Consider the following 22,689-nt stretch of genomic DNA (forward strand, 5'->3'; position numbering starts at 1 on the left):
CGCGCGGGCGCTCGACCAGCGGATGCGGCCGGCTGGGCCCGTCCCGCCGGAGCCTTCGGCCCGGCAGGACCCGCGCCCCGCCCCGTAGAATCGGGGCATTGTGTCTGAGCAGCCTGAGAACACCCCGCACACCGCCCCGGTCCCGGCCCCTGCCCCCGACTCCGCTGGAGAACGCGAGCAGCGCGCCAAGCAGCGCGTCGTACGGCTCGGCAGCCAGCGGTTCGCGCCCGGCGAGGGCCCCCTGCCGGACCCGGCGGGCTCGCACTACGAGCGGCGGATCCGCAGCTTCCAGCCGCGCCGCAGCCGGGTCACCGCCGGCCAGGCCGAGGCCATGCTGAAGCGCTGGCCCGACTGGGGCCTCGACATCGACGGCAAGCGGGTGCTCGACCTGGACGAGATGTTCGGCGGGCTGCCGGTCGTCCTGGAGATCGGCTTCGGCATGGGCGAGGCCACCGCGCAGATGGCCGCCGCCGACCCCGGCACCGGCATCCTCGCCGTGGACGTCCACACCCCCGGCCAGGGCAATCTGCTCGGCCTCGCCGACCGGAACGGGCTCACCAACGTCCGGGTCGCCAACGGCGACGCGATCATCCTGCTGCGCGAGATGCTCCCGCCGGAGTCCCTCACCGGCTGCCGGGTCTACTTCCCGGACCCCTGGCCGAAGAGCCGCCACCACAAGCGGCGCCTGATCCAGCCCGACTTCCTCACGCTGCTCGCGCCCCGGCTCGCCAAGGGCGGGCTGCTGCACTGCGCCACGGACTGGGAGCCGTACGCGGAGCAGATGCTGGAGGTGCTGACCGCGCACCCCGACTTCGAGAACAGCCAGGCCGACGGCGGCTACGCACCCCGGCCCGGTTTCCGGCCGCTGACCCGCTTCGAGGGCCAGGGCCTGGACAAGGGGCACGTCGTCCACGACCTGCTGTTCCACCGCCGGTAGCCCCGGCACCGGGCACGGCCCGGGGCACGGCACCAGGCACGGCACCGGCCCGTCGTCGAGGATGGTATCGAGTTATCCACAGGCTGGAAGAACCCCCTCGCCGCTGTCGGTGCCGCTGGTTAGGGTCGTTGCGTGTCGTCGAATCGCATCGCAGGACCTGCCACCGGACCCGCCACGGGTCCGGTCGCCGAGCCTGCATCCGTCCCCGCGCAGGCGGGCGCCCCCGCCCGGGCGTTCGTCCCCGCGCCCGCTCCCGTGCCCGAGCTCGAGAGCGAGCAACCGGACTTCGCCGCCGTGCCGGAGCGGTCCAAGTGGCGCTACAAGCCGCGCAGGGTCTGGCGCAGCCGGCTGGTCCGGGCGATCGCCCTGATCACCGTGCTCGCGCTGTGCGCGCTGGTGATCCTGGCGATCGTGCGCAAGGAGACCGGCACCGAGGGCTTCCTGGTGGGCCTGGGCCTCGCCGTGCTGCCGGTGCCGCTGCTCGTCTTCGCGTTCCGCTGGCTCGACCGGGTCGAGCCGGCCCCGTGGAAGAACCTGCTGTTCGCGCTCGCCTGGGGCGCGTTCGCCTCGACGCTGGTCGCGATCTTCGCGAACTCTTTCGCCGTGGAGTGGATCAGCAGCGCCACCGCCGATCCCGGCTCCGCCGAGTCCCTCGGCGCGACCGCCGTCGCACCCGTCGTGGAGGAGACCGCCAAGGGCGCGGCGGTGCTGCTGCTCTTCCTCTTCCGCCGCCGGGACTTCACGGGCCCGGTCGACGGCCTGGTCTACGCGGGCTTCACGGCCACCGGCTTCGCGTTCACGGAGAACATCCTCTATCTGGGCAACGCGTTCGGTGAGGACCAGGACCTCGGCTCGGGCGGTCTCGGCACCACGATGGCCACGTTCTTCGCGCGGGTCATCATGTCCCCGTTCGCGCACCCGCTGTTCACCTCGCTCACCGGCCTCGGCCTCGGCTTCGCCGCGCTCCTTCCGGCCGGCGCCCGCTTCCGCCGCACCCGGCTGTGGCTGCTGCCGCTGGCCGGCCTGGTCCTCGCGATGGGCCTGCACGCCATGTGGAACGGCTCGGCGACCTTCCACCCGCTGGCCTTCGTCCTGGTCTACGGCATGTTCATGGTGCCGGTCTTCGGCCTGCTGACCTGGCTCGCGATATGGAGCCGGCAGAAGGAGCTGCGGACGATATCCGGCGAGCTCCCGGCCTACGCGACGGCCGGCTGGCTCGCTCTCGACGAACCGCTCGCGCTCTCCTCGATGCGGGCCCGCTCGCTGGCCCGCGGCTATGCGGCCCGCACCTTCGGCAAGCCGGGCGCGCAGGCGGTCGGCGAGTACGAGGCCTTCGCCACCACCCTGGCCTTCCTGCGCCACCGGGCCCGCCGCGGCCAGGTCCCGCAGGACTTCACCGCCCGCGAGCAGGAGCTGCTGCACCACCTGTGGCAGCGCCGGCAAGTGGCCTCACCCGCGCTGACGTACGCAGCCCGCGCGACGGGCCGGGTGTGGTCGCCGCCGCAGTACCTGGACTACGGCGGCTTCAACCCGTACCGGAGCTAGGCCGTGTCTTCCGGATCAGGGCCGGAAGACACGGCCTAGCGGCTACGGGCGGGGATGGGCCGGCCCTCAGGCCGCCGACGCCTCCGTCAGGGTGGCGAGCTCCGCCTCCGTGAGTTCCAGGTCGGCGACCGCGACGAGGGCCGGGAGCTGCTCGACCGTACGGGCCGAGGCGATCGGGGCGGCGACGGTGGGGCGGGAGGCGAGCCAGGCGAGGGCGACGGTGGCGAGCTCGGCGCCGCGGGCCTCGGCGACCGTGTCGAGGGCGGCGAGCACCCGCCGGCCGCGCTCGGTCTCCAGGTGCCGGCCGGCACCGGCGGCGCGGACACTGTCCACGGTGCTGCCCGCGCGGTACTTGCCGGTGAGGAAGCCGGCCGCGAGCCCGTAGTACGGCACGGCCGCGAGGCCGCCCTGCTCGACGACGTCGAGGAGCGGGCCCTCGTACGTGTCGCGGGAGACCAGGTTGTACTGCGGCTGGAGCGCCACGTAACGGGTCAGGCCCTCGGCCTGGGCGAAGTCGAGCGAGGCCCGCAGCCGCTCCGGGGAGATGTTGGAGGCGGCGACGGCGCGCACCTTGCCGTCCTTCACCAGCTGGTCCAGGGCGGTGACGATCTCCTCCACCGGGACGGACTCGTCGTCGAAGTGGGTGTAGTAGAGGTCGATGTGGTCCGTGCCGAGCCGGCGCAGCGACTCCTCGGCGGCGGCCTTGATGGTGGGCGCGCCCAGGCCCTTGAAGCCGGGGTGGGCGCCGACCTTGGTGGCGACGAGGATGTCGGAGCGGTTGCCGCGGGAGGCCAGCCAGCGGCCGATGACCGTCTCGGACTCGCCGCCCTCGTTGCCCTCCGCCCACGCCGAGTAGACGTCGGCGGTGTCGATGAAGTTGCCGCCGGCGGCGGCGTAGGCGTCGAGCACGGCGAAGGACTGCGCCTCGTCCGCGCTCCAGCCGAAGACGTTGCCGCCGAGGGCGAGCGGGAAGACGTGCAGGTCGGAGGTGCCGAGTCGGCGCAGAGAAGTCATACGGAGATCAACTCCCGGCGCCGCCGCCGCTATTCCGCATTCCGACCCGCGGGACTCAGACGGACAGGCCCTTGTCCTGCAGCCAGCCCATCGGGTCGATGCCGGTTCCGGACGGGGTGTGCACCTCCAGGTGGAGGTGGGGGCCCGTGACGTTGCCGGTGGCGCCGACGCGGCCGATGGTCTCGCCGGTGCCGACGGACTGGCCGACGCCGACGGTCATGGAGGAGAGGTGGCAGTACCAGACTTCGGTGCCGTCCTCGAGCTCCAGGACGATCCGGTAGCCGTACGCGCCGGACCAGCCGGCCGACTTCACGGTGGCGCCGTGCACGGCCTTGACCGGGGTGCCGGTGGGGGCGGCGAAGTCCAGACCGGTGTGGTAGCCGGAGGACCACATGGAGCCGGCCTGACCGAAGGTGGAGGTCAGCGTGTACGAGGAGGTCGGCAGCGCGTAGCTGGCGGCGAGCTTCGCCAGGCGCTCGGCCTCGGCCTTCGCCGCGGCCTCCTCCTCGGCCTTCTTCTTCGCCTCGGCGGCCGCCTTCTCCGCCGCGTCGGCCTGGGCCTGGGCCTCCGCCGCCGCCTTCTCGGCCGCGGCCTTCTCCGCCGCCTCCCGCTCGGCGGCGTCGGCGGCGGCCTGCTGCTGCTCGGCCTGCTGGAGGATGCGGGCGCGCAGCGCCTCGCCGGCGTCGGCGGTCGTCTTCGTCCCGGTCACCGCCTCGCCGCCGGCGGCGCCCTGCGCGGCGGTCTCGGTGGTGGTGTAGGTCAGCGCGGTGAGCGGCTGGGTGGTGTTGCCCGCGGTGTCGGCGGACTTGTGGTCGTCGGAGCCGATCAGAGCGCCGACACCGGGCAGGTCCGAGGCGTCGGGCAGGTCGACGTCCGGGAGGGCGATCGAGACCGGGGGCTTCTGCTGCGCGGTGGCCAGACCGCCGGCACCGACCGCGGCGATGACGCCGACACCCAGAACGGTGGAGGAACGCGCGAAGTTGGAGCGCTGCTTCACGACACGGTGGCGTCCGCCGGATCGGTTCTGCGCCCGCAGGGAGTCCTCGGTGGGGTTCCACTCCTCCGCGCCCCCGTCCAGGGCGCCCGCCGCACCGGCGGCGTCGTAGGAGGCGAAGGGGGTTTGCGGAGCAGGGGTGTTGGACGCCACGGAGGCGCTCTCCTTTCCTTCCTTCTCGCCTACCGGGTTAGCTGACGGGTTCGGAGCAGGAAGGTCTCCTACGGGCCTGCCGCACGAGTGCGGTGGGCCCGATTCACCCCAAGTGGTGGTTCCCCGGTTCCCTTGCGGAATTCGGCGCACGCGCACGGTGCCGTCTCTTGCGACGGCTGGGACGACCGCGCTGCGTTATCGAACGTTAATAGACACGGCCCCTCGATTCCAAGCTGTTCCTCTTGATCATTAGCTGAATTGGGAGGGAATCGCCCGAGTTGAACGCCCCTCAGAAAGCAAGCCGTTCACAGAAGGAATCTGACGTTACGTCAATTGTTATCGCAGGGAGACCCTCCGACTACCCCCCGTCATCGCCCCGCGCATCACCCGGGTGTCAGCCGTCCTCACCCGTCATCGCCCGGCACCACCGGCATCGTGCGGCGCCGCTCCGGCTGGCCGGCCGCCGGGCGGCTCACCGCGAGCAGCGCCATGTCGTCCGTCGTGGCCCCGCCCGTATACCGGCGCACATCCGCCACCAGCGCGTCGAGCACCTCCTCCGGCCCGGGGAAGATCCGCCCCGCGAGCCGCCCCTTCGGGTCGTAGAACGCGCCCGTCTCGTCCCGCGCCTCCGAGAGACCGTCCGTGTAGAACAGCAGCGTCGCGCCCGGCGGGTACGGGGTCACGTCCACCCGGTCCGGCCACACCGCCAACTCCCCCATGCCCAGCGGCAGCGCGGCCTCGCTCGGCAGCAAGGGCTCGACCCCGCCGTCCGCGTGCAGCAGCAGCGGCTCCGGATGCCCCCGGTTGACCACCCGGACCACCCGGTCGCCCCCCGGGATCTCGGCGAGCACCGCCGTCGTGAACCCCTCGAAGGCGTCGAACCCGGTCCGCCGCGTGGCCTCCCGGGCCAGCGCCCGTTCGAGCCGCTCCGCCACGCCCTCCAGGGTCGCCTCCTGCTCGGCCGCCTCCCGGAAGGCGCCGATGACCACCGCCACCGCCTCGACCGCGCCGAGCCCCTTGCCCCGTACGTCGCCGACCACCAGACGTACCCCGAAGGGCGTGTCCTGGACCGCGAACAGATCGCCGCCGATGAACGCGTCGGCCTGCGCCGCCTCGTACCGCGCCGCGATCTGCAGCCCGCCGATCCGCTCGGCCGGCGCCGGCAGCACCGCCCGCTGCGCCGTCTCGGCGATCACCCGCGCCGACGCAAGCCGTTCCCCGCTGCGCCGCACCACCCGGCTGATGAACACCGCGAGCGCCGCGACCGTGAGGACCGTGAAGGTCTCCGTGAGCGACTGGATCGTGTGGGCCGTGGAGTCGTAGTGGTGCAGCCCGACACTGGCCACGACCGCCGCGATCCCGGTGAGCAGCGTCGTCAGGGTGGAGAAGAACGGGGCGGCGATCAGCGGCGCCGCCGAGAACAGCGGCGCCGCGGTGTACACCGGCGGGGTGGTCAGGTCGTAGACGATCCCGCCGACGATCACCAGCGGGGGCAGGGCCCGCAGGAAGCGCCGGGCACCGCGGTACGAGCCGGGGGCGCCGTCGCCCCCCGGCCAGACCCCCGGCACACCACCGGGCCCGCCCGGCGCTCCCGCTGCTCGCCCCACCTGTGCTCTCCCTGACCTGGATGCGCTGCGCCCGGCCGAGAACCGCACCGGGACCACCCCAGGGTCCGTCAGCCCGTAGGGGTCGGCGACTCCTCCTCGGCCGACTGGCGTACGGCGGTCACGGCGGGGCGCTCCGCGAGCCGCCCGCCCCGCGCCAGCGCCGCCATGGCCGCCGCGCAGCCGAGCCCGACCGCGCACAGCACCAGCCAGGGCACCGCCGACCAGCCGGTCGACCGGTCGGCCGACGAGCCGTTCGACCAGCCGTTCGCGTCGAGCAGCACGCCCGTCCCCAGGTTCCCCAGGGTGATGCCGATCCCGCAGACCGTGTTGTAGAGCCCGTAGTGGGTGGCCACCCAGCGCCCCCGGGACAGCGCGACCACGGTGTCCATCTCGTACGGGTAGAGCACGGCGTTCGCCACGGCGAGCACCGCCGCGCACAGCAGCAGCGCCGCGAGCGGCCGCCCGAGCCCGGCCGGCACCAGGAACGCCGCCCCCATCAGCCCGAGGCCGAGCACCAGACACCGCTCCCGCGACAGCCGCGCCCGGCACCACGCGGTGATCCGCAGCTGCCCGGCAAGCGCCACCAGGGCCGACACCACGAACAGCGCGGTGGTCGCCGCCGTGCCGTCCGCGGCCAGCGGCAGCGCCAGATAGACCTGGAAGGACAGCACGTACGAGCCGGTCATGGCCAGCGAGAACAGCCAGAAGGTGCGGTTGCCGAGCACCGTACGGAACTGCCCGCGCGCCTCCCCCGGAAGGGCCTCCCCCTCCGGGTCCTCCGCCGCCTTCCTCCGTACGGGCAGATGCCGCAGCTGTACGGCGGTGAGCGCGGCGAACAGCAACGCCGCCACCACGCACGTCAGCCGGAACGACACCCCTGTCAGGGCCACCCCGACGAGCGGCCCGAGCAGAATGCCCGCCTGGTAGTACGCGTTGAACAGGGCGAACGCCTGGACGCGCCGCTCCTCCCCGGCCTCCGCCGCCAGATAGGCCCGCACCGCCGGGTTGAACAGCGCCCCGGCGAGGCCGGTCGCGAGCGAGGCGGCGAGCAGCGCCGGCAGCGACTGCGCGAAGGCGAGCGCGCCGAAACCGACCGTCCGCAGCGCGCACCCGGCCACGATCAGCGGCTTGAAGCCGAGCCGGTCCGCGAGCGCGCCGCCGACCAGGAACATGCCCTGCTGGGACAGGTTCCGGGCACCGAGCACGAGCCCGACCGCCCAGGCCGCCATGCCGAGGCCGTCGGCGAGATGGGCGGCCAGATACGGCATCAGCATGTAGAAGCCGAGGTTGATGGTGAGCTGGTTGAGGAAGAGCAGCCGCACGGCCGGGTCGAAGGTGCGCGTCTGCTTCCAGATCCCGCCCTTGGTCCCGCCCTGGGCGGGCCGAGTCGTGGCGCTGTCCGTCGGCTCGCTCATCGGACCGACTCCTCGCGGCCCGTACGGGTACGGGTACGGGTACGCTCCAGCACCCGCCGGGTCCAGCCGCTGACCGGCTCGCCGTCGGCGAAGACGGCCGGCTCCTCCCGTACGGGACCGTCGAGCAGTCCGTGCGCCGCGCAGTACTCGTCGTTGAAGACCGTGTCGAAATAGCGCTGCGGCCCGTCGGGGAAGACGGCGGCGATCCGGGTGCCGCGCGGCCGGGTACGGGCCAGCCAGCCCGCCACCAGCGCGACCGCGCCGACGCTCCAGCCGCCGGTCGCGAACTGCCGGGCGGCCAGGCGGCGGGCCGCCCGTACCGCCTCGGCCGGACCCACCCAGTGCACCTCGTCGAAGGCGCCGTGGTCCACGTTGCCCGGGTGGATGGAGGAGCCGAGACCGCGCATCAGACGGGGTCCGGCGGGCAGTCCGAAGACGGTCGAGGCGATCGAGTCGACCCCGACGAGCTCCAGGGCCGGACTCGAACCGGCCCGCAGCGCACGGGAGATGCCGGCCGAGTGGCCGCCGGTGCCGACCGCGCAGACCAGCACGTCGATCCGGTCGAGCTGCTCGGCGAGCTCGGCGGCGAGCCCGGCGTACGCCTCGGGGTTGTCGGGGTTCCCGTACTGGTTGGGCCACCAGGCCTCGGGGAGGGCGAGCAGCAGCTCGGCCACCCGGTCCATCCGGGCCTGCTGCCAGCCGCCGTGCGGGCTGGGCTCCGGCACGACGTGGACGTGCGCGCCGTGGGCGGTCAGCATCCGCTCCACGATCGGTTCGAGCCCGGGGTCGGTGACGACGTGCACCGGGTGCCCGTGCAGGATCCCGGCGAGCGCGAGGCCGAGCCCGAGCGTCCCGGAGGTGGACTCGACGATCGGCGCGCCGGGCCGCAGCTCGCCGCGGCGGCGGGCCGCCTCGACCATGTGGAGCGCGGCGCGGTCCTTGATGCCGCCGAAGTTGAAGCCTTCGAGCTTGGCCCAGTAGCCGTCGTCCATCCACAGCACGGGCGTGTTGCCGACGGTCTGACCGGCGACGGAGAGGGGGTGGGCGGGGTGGGCGGGGTGCGTCATGGGGGTTGCGTCCCTAGGGGTGAGGTCCCGGGCCGTCTCGCCGCGTGGGGGCGGGTCGGGCGCGCGGGCATGCGGAAGGTGGGCCGTGGTCGCGTGGGGAGGCGCGGCCCGGCTCAGTTCCGGTTCACTCCGAGGGCGATGAGCAGACCGCCCGGCTCGGGGCCGGGCCCGGCCCGCCCGTGGACGCAGCGCGTGTGCGGGGCCTCGGGGAACACCTCGTCGTACGCGAGGAGGACGGCGCCCGCGGCATCCGGCGCCGACAGCTGGGTTCCGGTGGACTGCGCGGGCAGATGCGCGTCGAATGACCAGCCCTCACCGGGTCGCTCGCAGCCGTGCGGCAGCGCGGGCGCGGTGGCGGCGGTGACACCGGGACCGCCGGGCCCGCCGGCGAGCGGCAGGGAGTGCCCGTGGGCGCCGTGACAGACGCCCGCGACCAGCGCGAAGAGCGCGAACAGCAGGAGCACGGCGGAAGCCCGCCGTCCTGCCTCACGTCCTGCCTCACGCCCGGCTTCGCGCACGGTCACTCGTCGGTCACTCATGGTGTGCGCGAGGTTACGCGGCGCGCTCGCCGACCGGCAAAGGGACGGGCACGGTTTTGGCCACCGTTTACTTCGGACGCGCTCCACTTCGGACGCGCTGTGGCTGTGCGCACGACGAAGGCCCGGATCCATCATCTGGATCCGGGCCTTCGTGCTACTGAGTAGCGGGGACAGGATTTGAACCTGCGACCTCTGGGTTATGAGCCCAGCGAGCTACCGAGCTGCTCCACCCCGCGTCGGTGAACCCAACCTTACGGCATGGTCACCCCGAATCGGAAATCCATATCCGGGCCGCCGCTCTCAGCAGCCGCAGTCCTCGGAGTCGACCGGCGCCGTCAGCGGGTCCGCCGCCTGCTGAGCGGGGCCTTCCCACGTCTCGTACGCGAAGCCCTCGCGCGCCCAGTACTCGAAGCCGCCCAGCATCTCCTTCACCTGGAACCCGAGCTCGGCGAGGGCGAGCGCGGCGCGCGTGGCGCCGTTGCAGCCGGGGCCCCAGCAGTACGTGACGACGGGGACGTCCTTGTCGAGGAGCTGCTCGGCCTGCTCGGCGATGAGCGCGGTCGGCAGGTGGACGGCGCCGGGCACATGGCCCTGGTCCCAGGAGGCGGTGGACCGGGAGTCGAGGACGACGAAGCCGGGGTCGCCGCCGGTGGCGCGGGCCTCGGCGAGGGCGGAGGCCACGTCGGAGACGTCGGCGTGGAAGGCGAGGCTGGCGGAGAAGTAGGCAGCGGCGGCGGCCGGGGAGGCGGGCGGCGTCCGGAGCACGGGGTTCACGGGGTTCACGGGGTTCACGGGGTTCACGGGGTTGACCTGGGGCGTTGTCGTCGTCATGGTCATCAATCTAGGGACGGTGATCATCGTTCTGAAGGGATCATCCACGGCGGTCGGGGGCCTCGGCCGGGGATTCCCGGGTGTTCGGCGACGTGCGGCGCGGATCTCACGTACCGGAACCCGTCACATTCCCGGACGCCGGTCCGTCATGTCGGTGTGGACCACGACGAAGGGGAAGCGCTGGTGACGGAGAAGGACCTGGATCGGAAAGACCTGGATCAGGATGCGCTGGCGGCACGGTTCGAGGCGGACCGCGGGCATCTGCGGGCGGTCGCGTACCGGATGCTCGGCTCGCTCAGCGAGGCGGAGGACGCCGTCCAGGAGGCCTGGTTCAGGCTCAGCCGCTCCGACGTGAGCGAGGTGCACAACCTCAGCGGCTGGCTGACCACCGTCGTCGGCCGGGTCTGCCTGGACCTGCTGCGCTCCCGCGCCGCCCGGCGCGAGGATCCGCTCGAGCACTACATCCCCGACCCGGTCGTACGGGAGGAGGGCGCCGCCGACCCCGAGCAGGAGGCGCTGCTCGCGGACTCCGTCGGGCTCGCGCTCCTTGTCGTCCTGGAGACCCTGGCCCCGGCCGAGCGCCTCGCCTTCGTCCTGCACGACATGTTCGCGGTCTCCTTCGACGAGATCGCCCCCATCGTCGACCGCACCCCGGCCGCCACCCGCCAGCTCGCCAGCCGCGCCCGCCGCCGCGTCCAGGGCGCCACCCCCGCCCCGGCGCCGGACGCGGCCAAGCAGCGCGAGGTCGTGAACGCCTTCCTCGCCGCCTCCCAGGCCGGCGACTTCGAGGGCCTGCTCGCCGTCCTCGACCCGGACGTCCTGCTGCGCGTCGACGGCGGCGTCCTGACCGCGGCCGCCACCAAGCTGATCCGCGGCGCCGAGGCGGTCACCGCCCAGGCCCTCACCTTCTCCAAGTTCCGCCACTCCGCCCGCCCGGTCACCGTCAACGGCGCCGCCGGCCTCGTCTCCCTGACGAACGGCGTCCCGGTCGGCCTCATGGCCTTCACCATCGTCGAGGACCGCATCGTCACCATCGACATCGTGGCCGACCCGGAGCGCCTGGCGGCGCTCGGCGTGCACTGAGCCCCGGGCGCCGGTGGAGCTCACCCGTGTCACCCGCGGGTGGAACGCAAAAGCCCCCCCGTGCCGGTCTGACGGACCGACACAGGGGGCTCACGGGTAGGCCGTGTGGGACTCGAACCCACAACCAATGGATTAAAAGTCCTGGCCGGGTCCGGCCGGGTGATGCCGGGCGGTGCTGCTCTGTCCGGGGATGCCTGGTCGGGCAGGGTGAACGGTACCGCCCGATCCAACCGAAACTGGAACGTGCCGGAACGTCCGCTCACGCATCGCTCACGCACAAGGGGTGCCGCGGCCCACGGCCAACACAGCTCCAGAGCAACACCCCATCGGATGAATTCAGTGTGTGGAGCCCACCTCTTCCACCGATCTCACCGGTACCGTCGGCTGCACCCGGTCTGCGGAGGCCCGGGAGGACGTAGCGGGGCACCCGGGTTTCCTGGCTCGTCCAGGGTGCGGCGTGCCCACTCTGCGAGTCCCCTCACGTGTCTCCCGATGTGCGAACACAGACGCGACCCTCGCTGACCCGGCAGCGACGAAGGACATCGCGCCATGCCACACACCACGGCCAAAGCTGCCGCACGTATCCGAGCCGGCTTCACGGGAGAGGTTCCCGCCACCGCCCTCCCGGGAATCGCTCGATCCGGCGGGCTGGGGCTGGATCACTGCACCCCGGAGCAGACCGAACTGCGCGCTCTGCTGGCCCTCGCCTGCTTCAACCACGGAGAGCTGGCCGCGCCTCGACTGCGCTGGCGGGTGGGGCAGATCAGCGCGTACGACCCAGTCATCTCTCCGCGATTCGATCACCTCGTGCTGATCGTCAACGCCTGCGACAACGTCGCCCTCCGCCTCGTCGGCAGCCAGACCGACCCCCACATCCCAGGAATGCGGGTTGAGGAGCGCTTGGGCTACCACGTGTGGCGCCTACGGCACCTGCCCAGCGGTGCTCAGATGTACGTCTCCGAGCGAGACACCCTCACGGCCGGTCGGGGCCGCGCGCGGCGCCTACCAAATCTGCGCCGTCGTCTTGACGGGAAGGAGCCACTGACTGCCGACGAACGCGACAAGCTCGCCGCCATCCCCGAGATCAGCCCCTCCATGAAGCGACTCCTTGCCGGCATCTGGGTGCGCATGTCCCTGAGAGATCCAGATCGCTCCTTCGACCTGGGAGGCTGGTGCATCGATCCGCTCGACCGCGCCCCTGAGCGAGCACGCTGTGCGCCCGCGAGCCGGTTGTGGGGCCACCAGGGGCGATGGGACCTTGAATGGCGGGGCTATCCCTTCCCTACCGACCTCATCGCGGCCCTCACCCACCCCACCGCTGGCGTCGAAGGCGTCACGGTGGACCGCGCGTCGTCCCACAGTTGGCTCATCCGACTCGAAGAGGCCGAGTTGTATCTGCACGACGAAGAGCTATGAGCTTGGGAATCACCGCCGCTCTGACTGCCGATATGGCTTCTGACCTGCGGACAAGCCCCTCCGTCGAGCCTGCCGAGAAGTTCCGCTCGCACCCGTGATGACCGCTGTTCACCGCTCCGAAGGGCACGGATGGGGCACGGACGGATCAGTGCGATCGGGCGGGGCCCCCTCGCCGAGGAATCGGGCAGCCACGGCCGGGTGGATGAACTCTTCTGGGCCGATCCCGATCGAGTCTTTGCTCGACTTGCGCCAGTTGCAGCCCTGATGGGCCAGCTGAACATTGGCGGAGGTATCGGGTCCGCCAGCAGCGATGGGTACCACGTGGTCGATGGCGGCGGACAGAGGGTCCGGCCACTGTGCTGCCTGGTCCACCGGGTAGAAGCAGAGTCGGCATCGCCAACGGTCGCGTTCGAACACGTCGAGTCGCTCGTATCGCTCGCGGCCATTGCCCCGGATCCGGGCCCGGCGCCGGTTTGCCGCGTCTGCCTGCTGGCGGCGGCGCAGTTCCGGATTCTCTGCCCAGCGTTGGCGGCGAGCTTCGTTCTTCCAGGCCGGGAGGCAGGCGTCACAGCGGACTGCCAGCAGTTGTTTGGCCGTGATATCTGCTTCGCAGTCCTTGCAGCGTCGGGTTTCCACATGCTTCGGATAGGGCTTCCCGTACTGCTTGAAGTACTCCATGCATGCCTGGCTGCACCACTTGCGCCGTGCCCCGGCGACCGGCTGTCCGAACGACCGGCCGCAGCCGGCCGCGCAGTAGGTGGTCATCTTGGCAGCGGAGTCCCTTGCGCAGTTGCGGCATCCGATGAGGCGCTGCCCACGCGTGATGTCGGAGATCTTGACGGTTGTGCCGGTACCGCAATCGAGGCATTCAGCAGCTACTGCGAGCGTGGCTCGGGCGTAGGGGCCCGCCAGCGCCAGACGGAGACTCGCCAGGGCTTTGATCGCCTCGGACTTGGGCATAGCTCGGTCCCGGCCGGCTCGGAGCCGTCGGAAGCAATGGACGCAGGAACTACCTCGGACTGCGTTGCTCAGCAGCACTGCCGACAGCTCACCGCAACTCAGGCAGGCAACCTTCACAGGCTGGTTACTACCTTGGAAGGGCTCCAGCGGACGGTAGCCGTTGTTGGCGAACACCTCTGCGGCGCAGCGCCCGCACCAGCCAGGTCGCCCAGAGGCTGTGTATCTGGTCTTGCACTGGGTGCATTTGGCTCCTGCCACATCCCCGTAGAGCTTCTGCAGGCGTCGGTGTCGTGGGCAAAGCCCCAAGGCAGCGGCTGCCTTCGTGCACTCCTCGACAGCACATTGTGGAGCCTGCCGGGGGACGGTTTGGTACAGAGGGTCCCCGTACTTGTGCCAGCGCGCATAGTGACTGCGGCAGTATCCGCGCGCGACGACCGGGTCGCTGCATCCCTCGACAGCGCATTCCGTGAAGTCTCCTGATGAGAGCAATGCCTGCCGCTTGAGCTCAGCGCGTTCTCCGCCTGCCCGCTGGGCGCACTGTTTGGAGCAGTACCTCTGCCACGGCATGGCCTGCGGAGAGAATGCCTGTTGGCAGTATGTGCACGTCTTGGTGAGGTTTGCGAGTTTGCGCCGCGTCTGGGCTCTGCGGTTCTCGTTGCCTAGCTCGCGGCGTCGTTCAGCGGCGCACTCGTCGGAGCAGGTTTGGCAGGCGCGATGCCGAGTGGAGGGGATCGGGCTGGTACACACCACGCAGATAAAGTGCTTCTGTGGCGGGCGCCGGGTGCCCCTCTTGTTTGCGGCGCCCTGTCGGTCGCGGCACGCAACTCCGCAGTATTTGGCCTGAACGCCCCGGTCTGGCCCAATAATGCCGCCGCACCACGCACAGGTGGTTGCCATCCTCCGGCTCCCCGTCTGGCTGTAGGTCTATGCATCCTCTGGGGCCGCAGACTAGGGGGAGGTACTGACATCGCCGATGGAGTTGCGTCTTCTTCCCTCCCCTGGTGCCGCAACGTTGATGCCGGGTATCGGGACGGAGGGGTGTGTCAGGCCATCGGTCGAGCCTTCCAGTGTCGGGCCAAGGAGCTGTCCCATGCCTCTTCAGCCTCATAGTCGAACGATGCTGCTCGGCAACCGCGGTTGCGCGCCGGGTTGCAGTGAACCCAGCCGTCTTCGTTAGGGCGCTGCTCGATGGGCTTCCCGCAGTTCCGACACGTCGACCGTTCAGTGGCGGCATCAACCCCCTCGACGAGCTCATCGATGCGTTCAAGCAGTTCGGCCGCCGTCAGGTTGGGGTCCTCTGAGGCCAGCAGGGCGATCAGTTTCCGCGCTTGCTGGAGCGTTGATGTGTTCAAGGTGATCTCGTCCCTGCAGTCGCGTTCGGGTGGTGTGCCTGTGATCGTGCCTGCTTCCGGTGCCTGGCGAACGGGTATTGGGGGAATCCCGTGCACCGCTTGACAGAGGCCCGCTGAAGATGTGCTGCGAGCCGCATTATCGCAACTACCTGAACGTAGGCAACTCCACTACGGGTGAGCCTTGTTGCCTGAAATAATCAGTGCGTAGCTCGCACTGCAGGCGCTTCAAGGAAGCAACTGAGGAGCCCACTCGACCGGTCCGCCGTCCTGGCCGAGAGGGGTCACACGCCACCCGCGAGCTCCGTCGGTCCGGTAGGGCCGAACCGGACCAGCTCACCTCCCACGGACGGCGAGGCGCGCTGATCGGCCCCTCGGGCGCGCCCAAGGGACAGATGAATAGGGAAAACTCGGTCGCCGAGGTACTGAAGGCTCTCGCGGCCTTCGCCAGGGATGACGTCCTGGGCAACTACCTCGCGAGCGTACTCGCGGCTGCCACGGTCTACGTTGCCCGCCGCCTCTACATCCGGCGACGGGACCGTCTCCGGGGCCAAGAGGAGGCTGCCGCCGAGGAGTGACCAAGCCGCCGCCGGGGCAGCCAGCCTCGGCGGCGTCCCCATTTCGACAGTCCGAGCGACGCCCCCTGGGGAGCCAGCGCTTGCCCCCGACGCGTATCGCCGTCCCGAAGGCCAAGGATCTGAGACCGGGATCTACTGTGGCCTGACGTCCACCAGGGCCCGGCATAGCGCGGTGGCGTCGCCAACCGCCTGCCTGCAGTCTGCGTCCGAGATCACGAGCCGTTGGCCGAGGGGAGTTCTAGAAGTCGGCACCCGGCGCAGGTACTTCTCGTCGACAACCCCGTCGTTGTGGGTGAAGGCGTGGCGCGCAGCCCAGGTCCGGAGCAGTCGCTGCCAGGCGGGCGACTCCACCGAACCGCGTACGTCGGGGAAGCCGGCCGAGACGAAGAGGTCTGCCATGTCGTCGAGTCGCTGGAAGATGCTCCCCTTGCCACGTAGCCACTCTTCCGCGTCCGGGACGTGCTCGTGGAACACCGAGGAGCCGAGTGCCTCCACGACACCCACGACGTTCTCGATCGTGTCGACCCAACTGCGGGTGAACACCCCCTGCTCGCGCAGCGCGGCCCGGATCTCGTCGGGCAGCGAGGACAGTGCGTCGAGCCGGGCCGTCTCCGCCTGCAGGGCGTCGAAGGCGACGGTGGCCGCAGGCAGCCGACCGCACGAAGGGCAGTAGCGGTGCTCGCCGAAGACGCCGTAGCGGATCTCGCACCCCGCGCATGTCCGCGTACGAGCGAGCCGTTCTTCGTCGATCTCGGGGAGGGGGCGGGGGTAACGGGAGCGGCTGCGGAACGACACCGAGACATGGCCACGCCGTGAGGAGTTTCGTGCCTTGCGCGCCATCCTTGCGAGCCCCTGCTGCACGATCTGCGTGCCCAGAGCCCGCGCCGCTTCCATGGCTCGCGCACGTTGCTGGTCGGTCCAGAAGTCCCCGTGGTCAGCGTGGTGGCCGCAGTACACGCACCAGAGCCGAAGCTCGTCGGGCAGAGCCACGTAGTCGTCACCGTGGATGCGGAAGAGCATCGAGCACTCGGGGCACTGGCGTCCGAAGAACCCGTCCACGTCGAGCGGGATGCTGACGTTCACCTTGTACTGGTCTCCCTGGCGGTCGGTGATTTTCACACCATCCGGCATGGGGAACGGAGAGTTGTCCCACATGAGTTGATTGTGGACGAGCGCACTGACAAGAGGACCGCGGATAGGCAGATAGTGAGGTCCCCTGAGCAGTGAGTGATGAAGGAGGCCAGGTGCGTCAGGCGAACGCCAGCTCTCGGAAGGCGTTGCGGACGTCGGTCAAAGGCTGGCGGTCGCGGGTGTAGTAGAGCTTGTTGGTCAGCAGCACTGCCCACCTGTCCTGGGTGAGGGAGATCCACATGCCGGTGCCGGTGAAGCCGTAGTGGACCCAGACGCCCTGCTCGTCGGTGGTGCCGGGCGCCGGGTGCCAGAACAGGCCGCGCTCGGGCTGGAGACCGCCGGTCTGCACGGTGAGGGAGTAGGCGCTCCACTTGTCGCCGAAGCCGGCCTCGACGGGGGCCGTGGTGTGGTCGAGCATGTAGCGGAGGAAGACAGCCAGGTCGTCGAGGACGGTGAAGGTGCCGGCGATGCCGCACACTCCGCCGAGGAGTCGGGCGGAGAAGTCGTGGGCGGTGCCCTTGAGGTGGGTGCCGGTGTCCTGGTCGAGTTCGGTGGGGGCGCATTGGGACGCAGCATCGGCGGGTAGCGGGCCGAAGCGGGTGGAGTTCATGCCCAGCGGACGCCAGGTCCTTGTCTCGCAGAGCTGGTCGAGGGGCTGGCCGGAGAGGTGTTCGGCGAGGTAGCCGAGGATGAGGGCGGCCCGGTCGGTGTACTCGACGGCCTCGCCGGGCGGCCGGTTGAGGGCTTCCTGCAGGACTCCGCGGCGGATGCCGGCGGGGTGGGTGCCGTAGAGGTTCTTCAGCTGGGCCCGGAGGGGGAGGCCGGCGGTGTGGGTCAGGAGCTGCCGGGCGGTCACGGCGCCGAGGGGGTGGCCGGTGACCTCGTCCCAGAAGGTGCCGAGCGGGGCGTCCAGGTCGAGGACGCCGTCCTCCCACAGGGCTCCCACGGAGGCCCAGACAGCGAGGATCTTGGTGAGGCTGGCGGCATCGAAGACTGTGTCCGGCCGCATCCTTACGTTCGGTTCGTCGGGGTCGAGGACGCCGGTGGCGCCCGTTGCCCGGACTCCGCCGGAGTCGCCGACGGCCCACACCGCGCCTGGGTAGACCTTGTCGGGGACGCCTTCGCTCAGCAGGTTCTTGATGCGGTCGGTGCGGTACGGCATGGTCTCCCTCTTCATCTGGGCATCCCAGCGGCCAGCGTAGTGACGTCGGCCGGGGAGGTCGGGCAACGGCGTGTCGGTGGTCGCCTAGGCGTTGCCCGACCCGTTCTTCAGGTGAGCTGATGGCCGAGGTCGGCCAGGTCTCGGGCGGTCTTCGAAAGCGGGTAGCGGGCGGCGTTGGCGTATCCCGCCTCCCGCAAGGCAGGCAGGAGACCCGGCTCGGTCCGCAGGCGGTCCAGATCCCGGGTGAGCGCGGAGGGGCGGGTGAAGTCGGTGGCCATACCGGAGCGGGCGAGGGCTTCGCTGAGGCCGGGGACGGGCTGGTAGAGGACGGGGAGGCGGCAGGCTTGGGCTTCCAGGGCGACCAGGCCCATGGCCTCCAGGGTCGTGGAGGGCATGACGAGCACGTCGTGCTCGGCGAACGTTTTCCACAGCTGGGGACGGCGGAGCCAGCCGAGATAGCGGGCCCTCACCCCGGCCCGTTGCAGCCGTGGGGCCAGCGCGCGGAACTGGGCGCTGGGAGCGGCGATCGACAGCTCGACGCCCTGGAGCGGGGCCACGCTCCGGATCAGGGCCTCGACGCCCTTCTCTGCGGTCAGCCGGCCCGCGTACAGCAGGCGGAGATGGCTCTTGGACCGGTGGGCGGTGCGGGTGGGCGGGTGAGTGAGGAGTCGGTCGGGGATGCCCCAGGGGATGTGGGTGATCTTGCGGCGGTCGGTCTGCGGGGCCAGCTTGAGGAGATGGTCGGCCATGGCACCGGTGGGGACGACGATGGTGTCGGCGGCCCGGGCGGTCGCCCGCAGGACCTGAAGCTGGTCGCGGTGGGCTTCGGCGAAGAGCAGGTCGGTGCCGTGGACCAGAGCGATGCGGGGATGCGCGGGCAGCGCCCTCATCAGGGCGGGGGTGGCGCCGAAGGCGAGGTGGTGCAGGTGCAGGACGTCGATCTGGGAAGGGTTGATCGCCGTCGTCAGGGCTCTGCGCAGGGCGGCGACGTAGCGGCCGAAGGCCGGTCCCTCCAGGCACTTGCCGCCCGCGCTGAGCAGGTCGAGGCCGGTTGGTGTCCGGGGACGGGGTCCGGCCGGGGCGAGCATGAAGGCCCTCGCGGGGATGAGGGGCTTCTCGCCGGTGTAGAGGTCCAGGAAGAGTTCGACGCTGCCGCCGGGGCTACCGGCGGGCAGGTCCAGGAAGGTGGCGGCCAGAGGCCCCGGGGCAGGACTGGCGAGGGAGTTCATCGGCTGCCTCCGGCGATCTCCTCGTAGAGGCGGGAGATGTCGATGCCGTCGGTGGCCGCGTACTTCGCCAGCTGCCGCTGGTAGCTGGCCGGTGTGCCCTGGGCGGCCAGGAAGACCAGCTTGCCGAACGTCATGCCCGGGTAGACGCGGACGGGGCGGGCGGCCCGGATCTCCAGGGTCCAGCGGATCGCGTGGCCTTGGTGGCCGAGCGGGGCGGAGACGTGGACCCAGATGCCGAGGGCTCCGATGGTGCGGTCGCCGTTGAGCATCTGCGCGTACGTCTCCGATCCGGTGCGCTCGTGGGTGACGCCGAGGTAGAGCAGCCCGGGCCGGAGGACCAGGCCGGTGGTGGGGATCGTCTGCTCGGTGTACGTGGTGGGGGCGGCGGCGTCGAGGTCGCCGGCGCATACGCGGAGGGTGTCGCCGAGGCGCCAGTCGTAGGCGTTCGGGGAGACGCGGTTGGGGTCGTACGGGTCGATGGTGATCGCGCCGGTACGGACGGCGGCGGTGATCGCGGGTCCGGTGAGGATCACGAGGCGACCGCCCCGATGCGGGCGGCGTCCCGCCAGTAGCGGGAGGGCTGCGGGCCGTCGGCGGCCTGGTACTTGCCCGTGTACAGGTCGATGCGGCCGGCGGAGACGAAGAACATGATCTGCCCGATCTTCATGCCCGCGTACACGCGCAGGGGCCGGATCGGGGAGAGCATCAGAGTCCACTGGCCGTGGAAGCCGATGTCGCCGATGGGGGCGGTGATCTCGACGAACAGGCCGAGCCGGCCGACGGAGGAGCGGCCGAACAGCAGCGGGACGAAGGTGTCGGAGCCGACCTGTTCGAGGGTGTGGCCGAGGTAGAGCTCGCCGGGCTGGAGGACGTACCCGTCCTCGCCGATCTCGACCGTGGCGGTCGGGTTGGGCTGGTGGGCGTCGATGACCGGGGTGGTGTAGGTGAGCAGGGTGGGGCCGAGGCGGACGTTGTAGCTGTTGGGGTTGACCTGCTCGGGTTCGAACGGGCTGATCGTCAGGCGGCCGTCGTGGGCGGCGGCGGTGATCTCGGGGCCGGTGAGGATCATCGTGTGCCTTCCTCCTGGTCGGGCAGCGGGGTGGCGAGGGTGCGGCGGACGGCCTCGCTGAGGCGGAGGCCGGCCTGGTGGGTGCGTCCGCCGAGGTACGTGTCGGCGAGGTAGTCGGTGGTCAGGACGGACCGGATGCCCTGGGGTAGAGGCCAGGGAGCGACGGCCAGTGGGCCGGTCTGCTCGGTGAGGTGCTTGAGCAAGGTGTCCGGGGAATCCACGTACCTGTCGGGGAGGAAGGCGTGGACGAGCTGGTTGTCGAACGGCTCGATGGCCAGCAGGTCTCCGAGCGTCAGGACGTCGCCGAGGTGGGTAGGCCGTAGGGCGGTTTCGTTGAGGATGACGGCGTCGGCGCCGAGGCCGGTGTGGAGCCGGGAGGCGATGTCCTGGAGGAGCCGGTGGCGGTCGAGGACGGTGTCGCGGTAGGGCTCGTTGACGGTGCCGAGGGGAGTGGCGAGCATCCGGCAGGTGGAAGCGATCTGCTCGTCCACGGCAGCGAGTTCGTCCGGGACCGGCGTAGGGGCGGGGAAGACGGCGGTACGGGCGGCCCATCCGGACCCTACGGGTTCGGCGGCGGCGTATCCGGCGGCCAGCTCCCGGCCCTTGACCACGAGGGTGTCGCCGACGTGCACCGGTCCGTAGGTTTCGCTGTGGCAGTGGCCGGCGAAGATGACGTCCACGAACGGGCAGGAACGGGCGAGCTTGAGGTCCTCGTCGAAGCCGGAGTGGGACAGCACGATCCACGAGTCCACGTGATGGTGGTGTTCCAGCATCAGCTCGCGCAGCGCGGTCAGGGGGTCGGTGACGTGGTGTCCGGCCCGCTGGCCGGCGGGGATGGTGTGGAACGCACTCACGCCGATGACCGAGGTGACGGCGACCCGGCGGCCGTGTACCTCGACGACGCGGAGACGGTCGAACAGCGGTTGTCTGGTGGTGTCGTCGAGGGCGTTGGCGCAGACGGTCATCTTGCGCAGGCCGGGCTCGAAGTAGTGGGGCCAGCCGTGGTTGCCGGGCGCCAGCACGTCGTACAGCGTCGTGAGGATCTCCCGCTCGATGGTGCCCTTGCCCAGCCGGTAGTAACCGGTGCCCTCGAAGAAGTCGCCGCAGTCGGCGATGAGCGAGGTCGCCTTCAGGTCGTGCAGGTGCGGCAGGAGGCTGTGGGCCTGGTCGAGGGCGGAGTGCAGGTCGGTGGTGGCCACGATCTGGCCGTACGTCCTGCTCATCGCGGTACGTCGGTGAGGTCGGCGCCGAGGGCGCGGAGCTTGGCGGGCAGGTCGGCGTAACCACGGCGAAGCTGGTCGAGGCCGCTGACGGTGGTGGTGCCCCGGGCGCCGAGGCCGGCGATCAGGAGGGCGGAGCCGGTGCGGATGTCGGTGGCCTTCACCGTGGTGCCGTTCAGGCGCTGCGGGCCGGACAGGCGGCAGCGGGTGGGCGAGAGCTCCTCGATCACGGCCCCGAGCCTTGCGAGCTGGGGGAGGAGGTTGCCGTGGCGGCCGGGGTTGATGTCGTCGGCGAACAGGTGGGTGCCGGGGAGGGTGAGGGCCAGGGCCATCAGCGCGGGCTCGAAGTCGGCGTCCAGACCGTCCGGGGACAGTGAGGCGATTGCCCGCAGCGGTCGTCCGCTCACGGCGCGGGCCCGGTGGACGGTGATCGCGTCGGGGGCGAGGGAGATGGGGATACCGGCCCGGTCCAGCAGGTCGGCCAGCACCTTGAGGTCTGATCCGGCGACGCCTTCGACGCGGCCTGCACCGCCGGTGGCGGCGATCGCGCAGGCCAGCGTGCCCGCCTCGATCTTGTCACCGGGAACCGCCCAGGCGACGGTCCCGGCCGGGATGCCCGGCGGCGGGGTCAGCGTGATCTCGTCGCTGTCGGCGTTGGCCGTCCATCCGGCGGACCGTAAGGCACGGAGTACGCCTGTGGTCTCCGGGGACAGGTTGGGGTTGCCCAGTTCCAACCGGCTGCGCGCCACGACGGCGCGGCAGATCGCGGCGATGCTCGCTCCTCGCGAGCGGAACGGCAGCACCAGGACGACCTTGTCGCGGGCCTGCTCGGCGGCCAGGACGCGGTATCCGGCGTCGTCGAGCAGGACGGTGTCGCCGAATGCCTCGTAGACGGTGAAGTGCAGCTCCATACCGCGATCACCGATCCGGCAGCCGCCGGGCCAGGGAAGAGCCGCCTGCCCGTAGGCGGCAAGCAGCGGCGCCACCAGGTAGTACGAGGCTCGGATTCGGGCGGCGTCGGACAGGTCGGGCGCCTCGGCGGGGTGTTCCTGGGGCGTAATGACGACGGCTCCCGGCTCTGCGACCGGGCGGGCGACGCGGTGGCCGGCCTGCTCCAGCAGACCGAGCATCCTCTGCACGTCGGCGCTGGCCGGGACACCGGACAGGTGGACAGCACGCCCCAGGGACGCGGCGGCGGCCAGCAGCGGCAGAGCAGCGTTCTTCGAGCCGTCCACTCGGACCGTTCCGGTGAGCGGGCGGCCGGGGCGGACGGTGACGGCGTCGACGTCTCTCGTACGGGCAGGGGCAAGGTCCATCAGAACCTCCTGGTCGCATGTGGTCGGGGGAGGTGGGGTTCCAAGGGGTGGGGCTGGTCGCCCTCCGCCGAGTG

General features: G+C 71.1%; 20 protein-coding genes, 1 tRNA gene and 1 riboswitch. Of the genes, 4 read left to right on the forward strand and 17 right to left on the reverse strand.

Annotated elements, in window-relative coordinates; genetic code table 11:
• Window positions 1-100: 100 nt before the first annotated feature.
• Both trmB and KV205_RS00060 read left to right on the forward strand, forming a co-directional pair.
• Window positions 101-937 (forward strand): tRNA (guanosine(46)-N7)-methyltransferase TrmB, encoded by an 837-nt coding sequence (gene trmB / locus KV205_RS00055; RefSeq protein ID WP_265861140.1) that lies wholly within the window; start codon window positions 101-103, stop codon window positions 935-937.
• Between the two features lie 255 nt (window positions 938-1,192).
• Window positions 1,193-2,482, forward strand: coding sequence for a PrsW family intramembrane metalloprotease (locus tag KV205_RS00060; RefSeq protein ID WP_265861864.1), 1,290 nt, complete (start codon window positions 1,193-1,195; stop codon window positions 2,480-2,482).
• 66 nt (window positions 2,483-2,548) lie between these two features.
• Here KV205_RS00060 and KV205_RS00065 read toward each other — a convergent pair whose 3' ends face one another.
• From KV205_RS00065 to KV205_RS00100, 8 genes are all read right to left on the reverse strand, one after another.
• On the reverse strand, window positions 2,549-3,496 hold the full coding sequence (locus tag KV205_RS00065; RefSeq protein WP_265861141.1) for an aldo/keto reductase: 948 nt from the start codon (window positions 3,494-3,496) through the stop codon (window positions 2,549-2,551).
• A gap of 55 nt (window positions 3,497-3,551) precedes the next feature.
• Window positions 3,552-4,643, reverse strand: a complete 1,092-nt coding sequence (locus KV205_RS00070) for a M23 family metallopeptidase (RefSeq protein ID WP_265861143.1) — start codon at window positions 4,641-4,643, stop codon at window positions 3,552-3,554.
• A gap of 11 nt (window positions 4,644-4,654) precedes the next feature.
• A riboswitch (cyclic di-AMP (ydaO/yuaA leader) is annotated at window positions 4,655-4,800 on the reverse strand.
• A gap of 247 nt (window positions 4,801-5,047) precedes the next feature.
• Window positions 5,048-6,250 carry a PP2C family protein-serine/threonine phosphatase gene (locus KV205_RS00075; RefSeq protein WP_374214590.1) on the reverse strand — a complete coding sequence of 401 codons (1,203 nt, stop codon included), beginning with the start codon at window positions 6,248-6,250 and terminating at the stop codon, window positions 5,048-5,050.
• 68 nt (window positions 6,251-6,318) lie between these two features.
• Window positions 6,319-7,665 carry an MFS transporter gene (locus KV205_RS00080; protein WP_265861144.1) on the reverse strand — a complete coding sequence of 449 codons (1,347 nt, stop codon included), beginning with the start codon at window positions 7,663-7,665 and terminating at the stop codon, window positions 6,319-6,321.
• Window positions 7,662-8,732, reverse strand: a complete 1,071-nt coding sequence (locus KV205_RS00085; RefSeq protein WP_265861145.1) for a PLP-dependent cysteine synthase family protein — start codon at window positions 8,730-8,732, stop codon at window positions 7,662-7,664. The genes KV205_RS00080 and KV205_RS00085 overlap by 4 nt, the downstream gene beginning before the upstream one ends.
• A gap of 113 nt (window positions 8,733-8,845) precedes the next feature.
• Entirely contained in the window at window positions 8,846-9,271 is a 426-nt protein-coding gene (locus tag KV205_RS00090) for a hypothetical protein (protein WP_265861147.1), read from the reverse strand.
• A gap of 162 nt (window positions 9,272-9,433) precedes the next feature.
• Window positions 9,434-9,507 (reverse strand) — tRNA-Met (locus KV205_RS00095).
• Between the two features lie 64 nt (window positions 9,508-9,571).
• Complete coding sequence (locus KV205_RS00100) at window positions 9,572-10,102, reverse strand: rhodanese-like domain-containing protein (protein ID WP_265861148.1); 531 nt, start codon at window positions 10,100-10,102, stop codon at window positions 9,572-9,574.
• A 183-nt stretch (window positions 10,103-10,285) separates the two neighbouring features.
• Between KV205_RS00100 and sigJ the strand changes: the two genes are divergently transcribed.
• Window positions 10,286-11,185, forward strand: a complete 900-nt coding sequence (gene sigJ / locus KV205_RS00105) for an RNA polymerase sigma factor SigJ (protein ID WP_265861149.1) — start codon at window positions 10,286-10,288, stop codon at window positions 11,183-11,185.
• Window positions 11,186-11,734: 549 nt separating this feature from the next.
• Window positions 11,735-12,601, forward strand: coding sequence for a hypothetical protein (locus KV205_RS00110; RefSeq protein WP_265861150.1), 867 nt, complete (start codon window positions 11,735-11,737; stop codon window positions 12,599-12,601).
• Between the two features lie 108 nt (window positions 12,602-12,709).
• On the opposite strand, the gene KV205_RS00115 is transcribed toward KV205_RS00110, so the two are convergent.
• From KV205_RS00115 to KV205_RS00155, 9 genes are all read right to left on the reverse strand, one after another.
• Window positions 12,710-13,561, reverse strand: coding sequence for an HNH endonuclease (locus KV205_RS00115; RefSeq protein ID WP_265861151.1), 852 nt, complete (start codon window positions 13,559-13,561; stop codon window positions 12,710-12,712).
• Between the two features lie 1,043 nt (window positions 13,562-14,604).
• Window positions 14,605-14,913 (reverse strand): hypothetical protein, encoded by a 309-nt coding sequence (locus KV205_RS00120; RefSeq protein WP_265861153.1) that lies wholly within the window; start codon window positions 14,911-14,913, stop codon window positions 14,605-14,607.
• A gap of 707 nt (window positions 14,914-15,620) precedes the next feature.
• The gene (locus tag KV205_RS00125) at window positions 15,621-16,643 is read right to left on the reverse strand and encodes a hypothetical protein (protein ID WP_265861154.1); all 1,023 of its coding nucleotides are present in this window, start codon (window positions 16,641-16,643) and stop codon (window positions 15,621-15,623) included.
• Window positions 16,644-16,737: 94 nt separating this feature from the next.
• A complete protein-coding gene (locus tag KV205_RS00130; protein WP_265861867.1) occupies window positions 16,738-17,781 on the reverse strand; it encodes a serine hydrolase in 1,044 nt (347 codons plus the stop codon).
• A 107-nt stretch (window positions 17,782-17,888) separates the two neighbouring features.
• The gene (locus KV205_RS00135) at window positions 17,889-19,010 is read right to left on the reverse strand and encodes a glycosyltransferase family 4 protein (RefSeq protein WP_265861156.1); all 1,122 of its coding nucleotides are present in this window, start codon (window positions 19,008-19,010) and stop codon (window positions 17,889-17,891) included.
• On the reverse strand, window positions 19,007-19,543 hold the full coding sequence (locus KV205_RS00140) for a deoxycytidine triphosphate deaminase (RefSeq protein WP_265861157.1): 537 nt from the start codon (window positions 19,541-19,543) through the stop codon (window positions 19,007-19,009). Before KV205_RS00140 ends, KV205_RS00135 begins: the two co-directional genes overlap by 4 nt.
• The gene (gene dcd, locus KV205_RS00145; protein WP_265861158.1) at window positions 19,540-20,079 is read right to left on the reverse strand and encodes a dCTP deaminase; all 540 of its coding nucleotides are present in this window, start codon (window positions 20,077-20,079) and stop codon (window positions 19,540-19,542) included. Before dcd ends, KV205_RS00140 begins: the two co-directional genes overlap by 4 nt.
• Complete coding sequence (locus KV205_RS00150) at window positions 20,076-21,302, reverse strand: metallophosphoesterase (RefSeq protein WP_265861159.1); 1,227 nt, start codon at window positions 21,300-21,302, stop codon at window positions 20,076-20,078. Before KV205_RS00150 ends, dcd begins: the two co-directional genes overlap by 4 nt.
• Window positions 21,299-22,615 (reverse strand): UDP-N-acetylglucosamine 1-carboxyvinyltransferase, encoded by a 1,317-nt coding sequence (locus tag KV205_RS00155; RefSeq protein ID WP_265861160.1) that lies wholly within the window; start codon window positions 22,613-22,615, stop codon window positions 21,299-21,301. Before KV205_RS00155 ends, KV205_RS00150 begins: the two co-directional genes overlap by 4 nt.
• Between the last annotated feature and the right edge of the window lie 74 nt (window positions 22,616-22,689).

Origin of the sequence: Streptomyces sp. SKN60 (assembly GCF_026236535.1) — a bacterium.
Taxonomy (GTDB): Bacteria; Actinomycetota; Actinomycetes; order Streptomycetales; family Streptomycetaceae; genus Streptomyces.

Coding starts and splice junctions, on each gene's coding strand:
- KV205_RS00065 (WP_265861141.1), bottom strand. CDS start 3,496: ATGACTTCTCTGCGCCGACTCGGCACCTCCGACCTGCACGTCTTCCCG.
- KV205_RS00080 (WP_265861144.1), bottom strand. CDS start 7,665: ATGAGCGAGCCGACGGACAGCGCCACGACTCGGCCCGCCCAGGGCGGG.
- KV205_RS00085 (WP_265861145.1), bottom strand. CDS start 8,732: ATGACGCACCCCGCCCACCCCGCCCACCCCCTCTCCGTCGCCGGTCAG.
- KV205_RS00090 (WP_265861147.1), bottom strand. CDS start 9,271: ATGAGTGACCGACGAGTGACCGTGCGCGAAGCCGGGCGTGAGGCAGGA.
- KV205_RS00100 (WP_265861148.1), bottom strand. CDS start 10,102: ATGACGACGACAACGCCCCAGGTCAACCCCGTGAACCCCGTGAACCCC.
- KV205_RS00110 (WP_265861150.1), top strand. CDS start 11,735: ATGCCACACACCACGGCCAAAGCTGCCGCACGTATCCGAGCCGGCTTC.
- KV205_RS00115 (WP_265861151.1), bottom strand. CDS start 13,561: ATGCCCAAGTCCGAGGCGATCAAAGCCCTGGCGAGTCTCCGTCTGGCG.
- KV205_RS00125 (WP_265861154.1), bottom strand. CDS start 16,643: ATGTGGGACAACTCTCCGTTCCCCATGCCGGATGGTGTGAAAATCACC.
- KV205_RS00130 (WP_265861867.1), bottom strand. CDS start 17,781: ATGCCGTACCGCACCGACCGCATCAAGAACCTGCTGAGCGAAGGCGTC.
- KV205_RS00135 (WP_265861156.1), bottom strand. CDS start 19,010: ATGAACTCCCTCGCCAGTCCTGCCCCGGGGCCTCTGGCCGCCACCTTC.
- dcd (WP_265861158.1), bottom strand. CDS start 20,079: ATGATCCTCACCGGCCCCGAGATCACCGCCGCCGCCCACGACGGCCGC.
- KV205_RS00150 (WP_265861159.1), bottom strand. CDS start 21,302: ATGAGCAGGACGTACGGCCAGATCGTGGCCACCACCGACCTGCACTCC.
- KV205_RS00155 (WP_265861160.1), bottom strand. CDS start 22,615: ATGGACCTTGCCCCTGCCCGTACGAGAGACGTCGACGCCGTCACCGTC.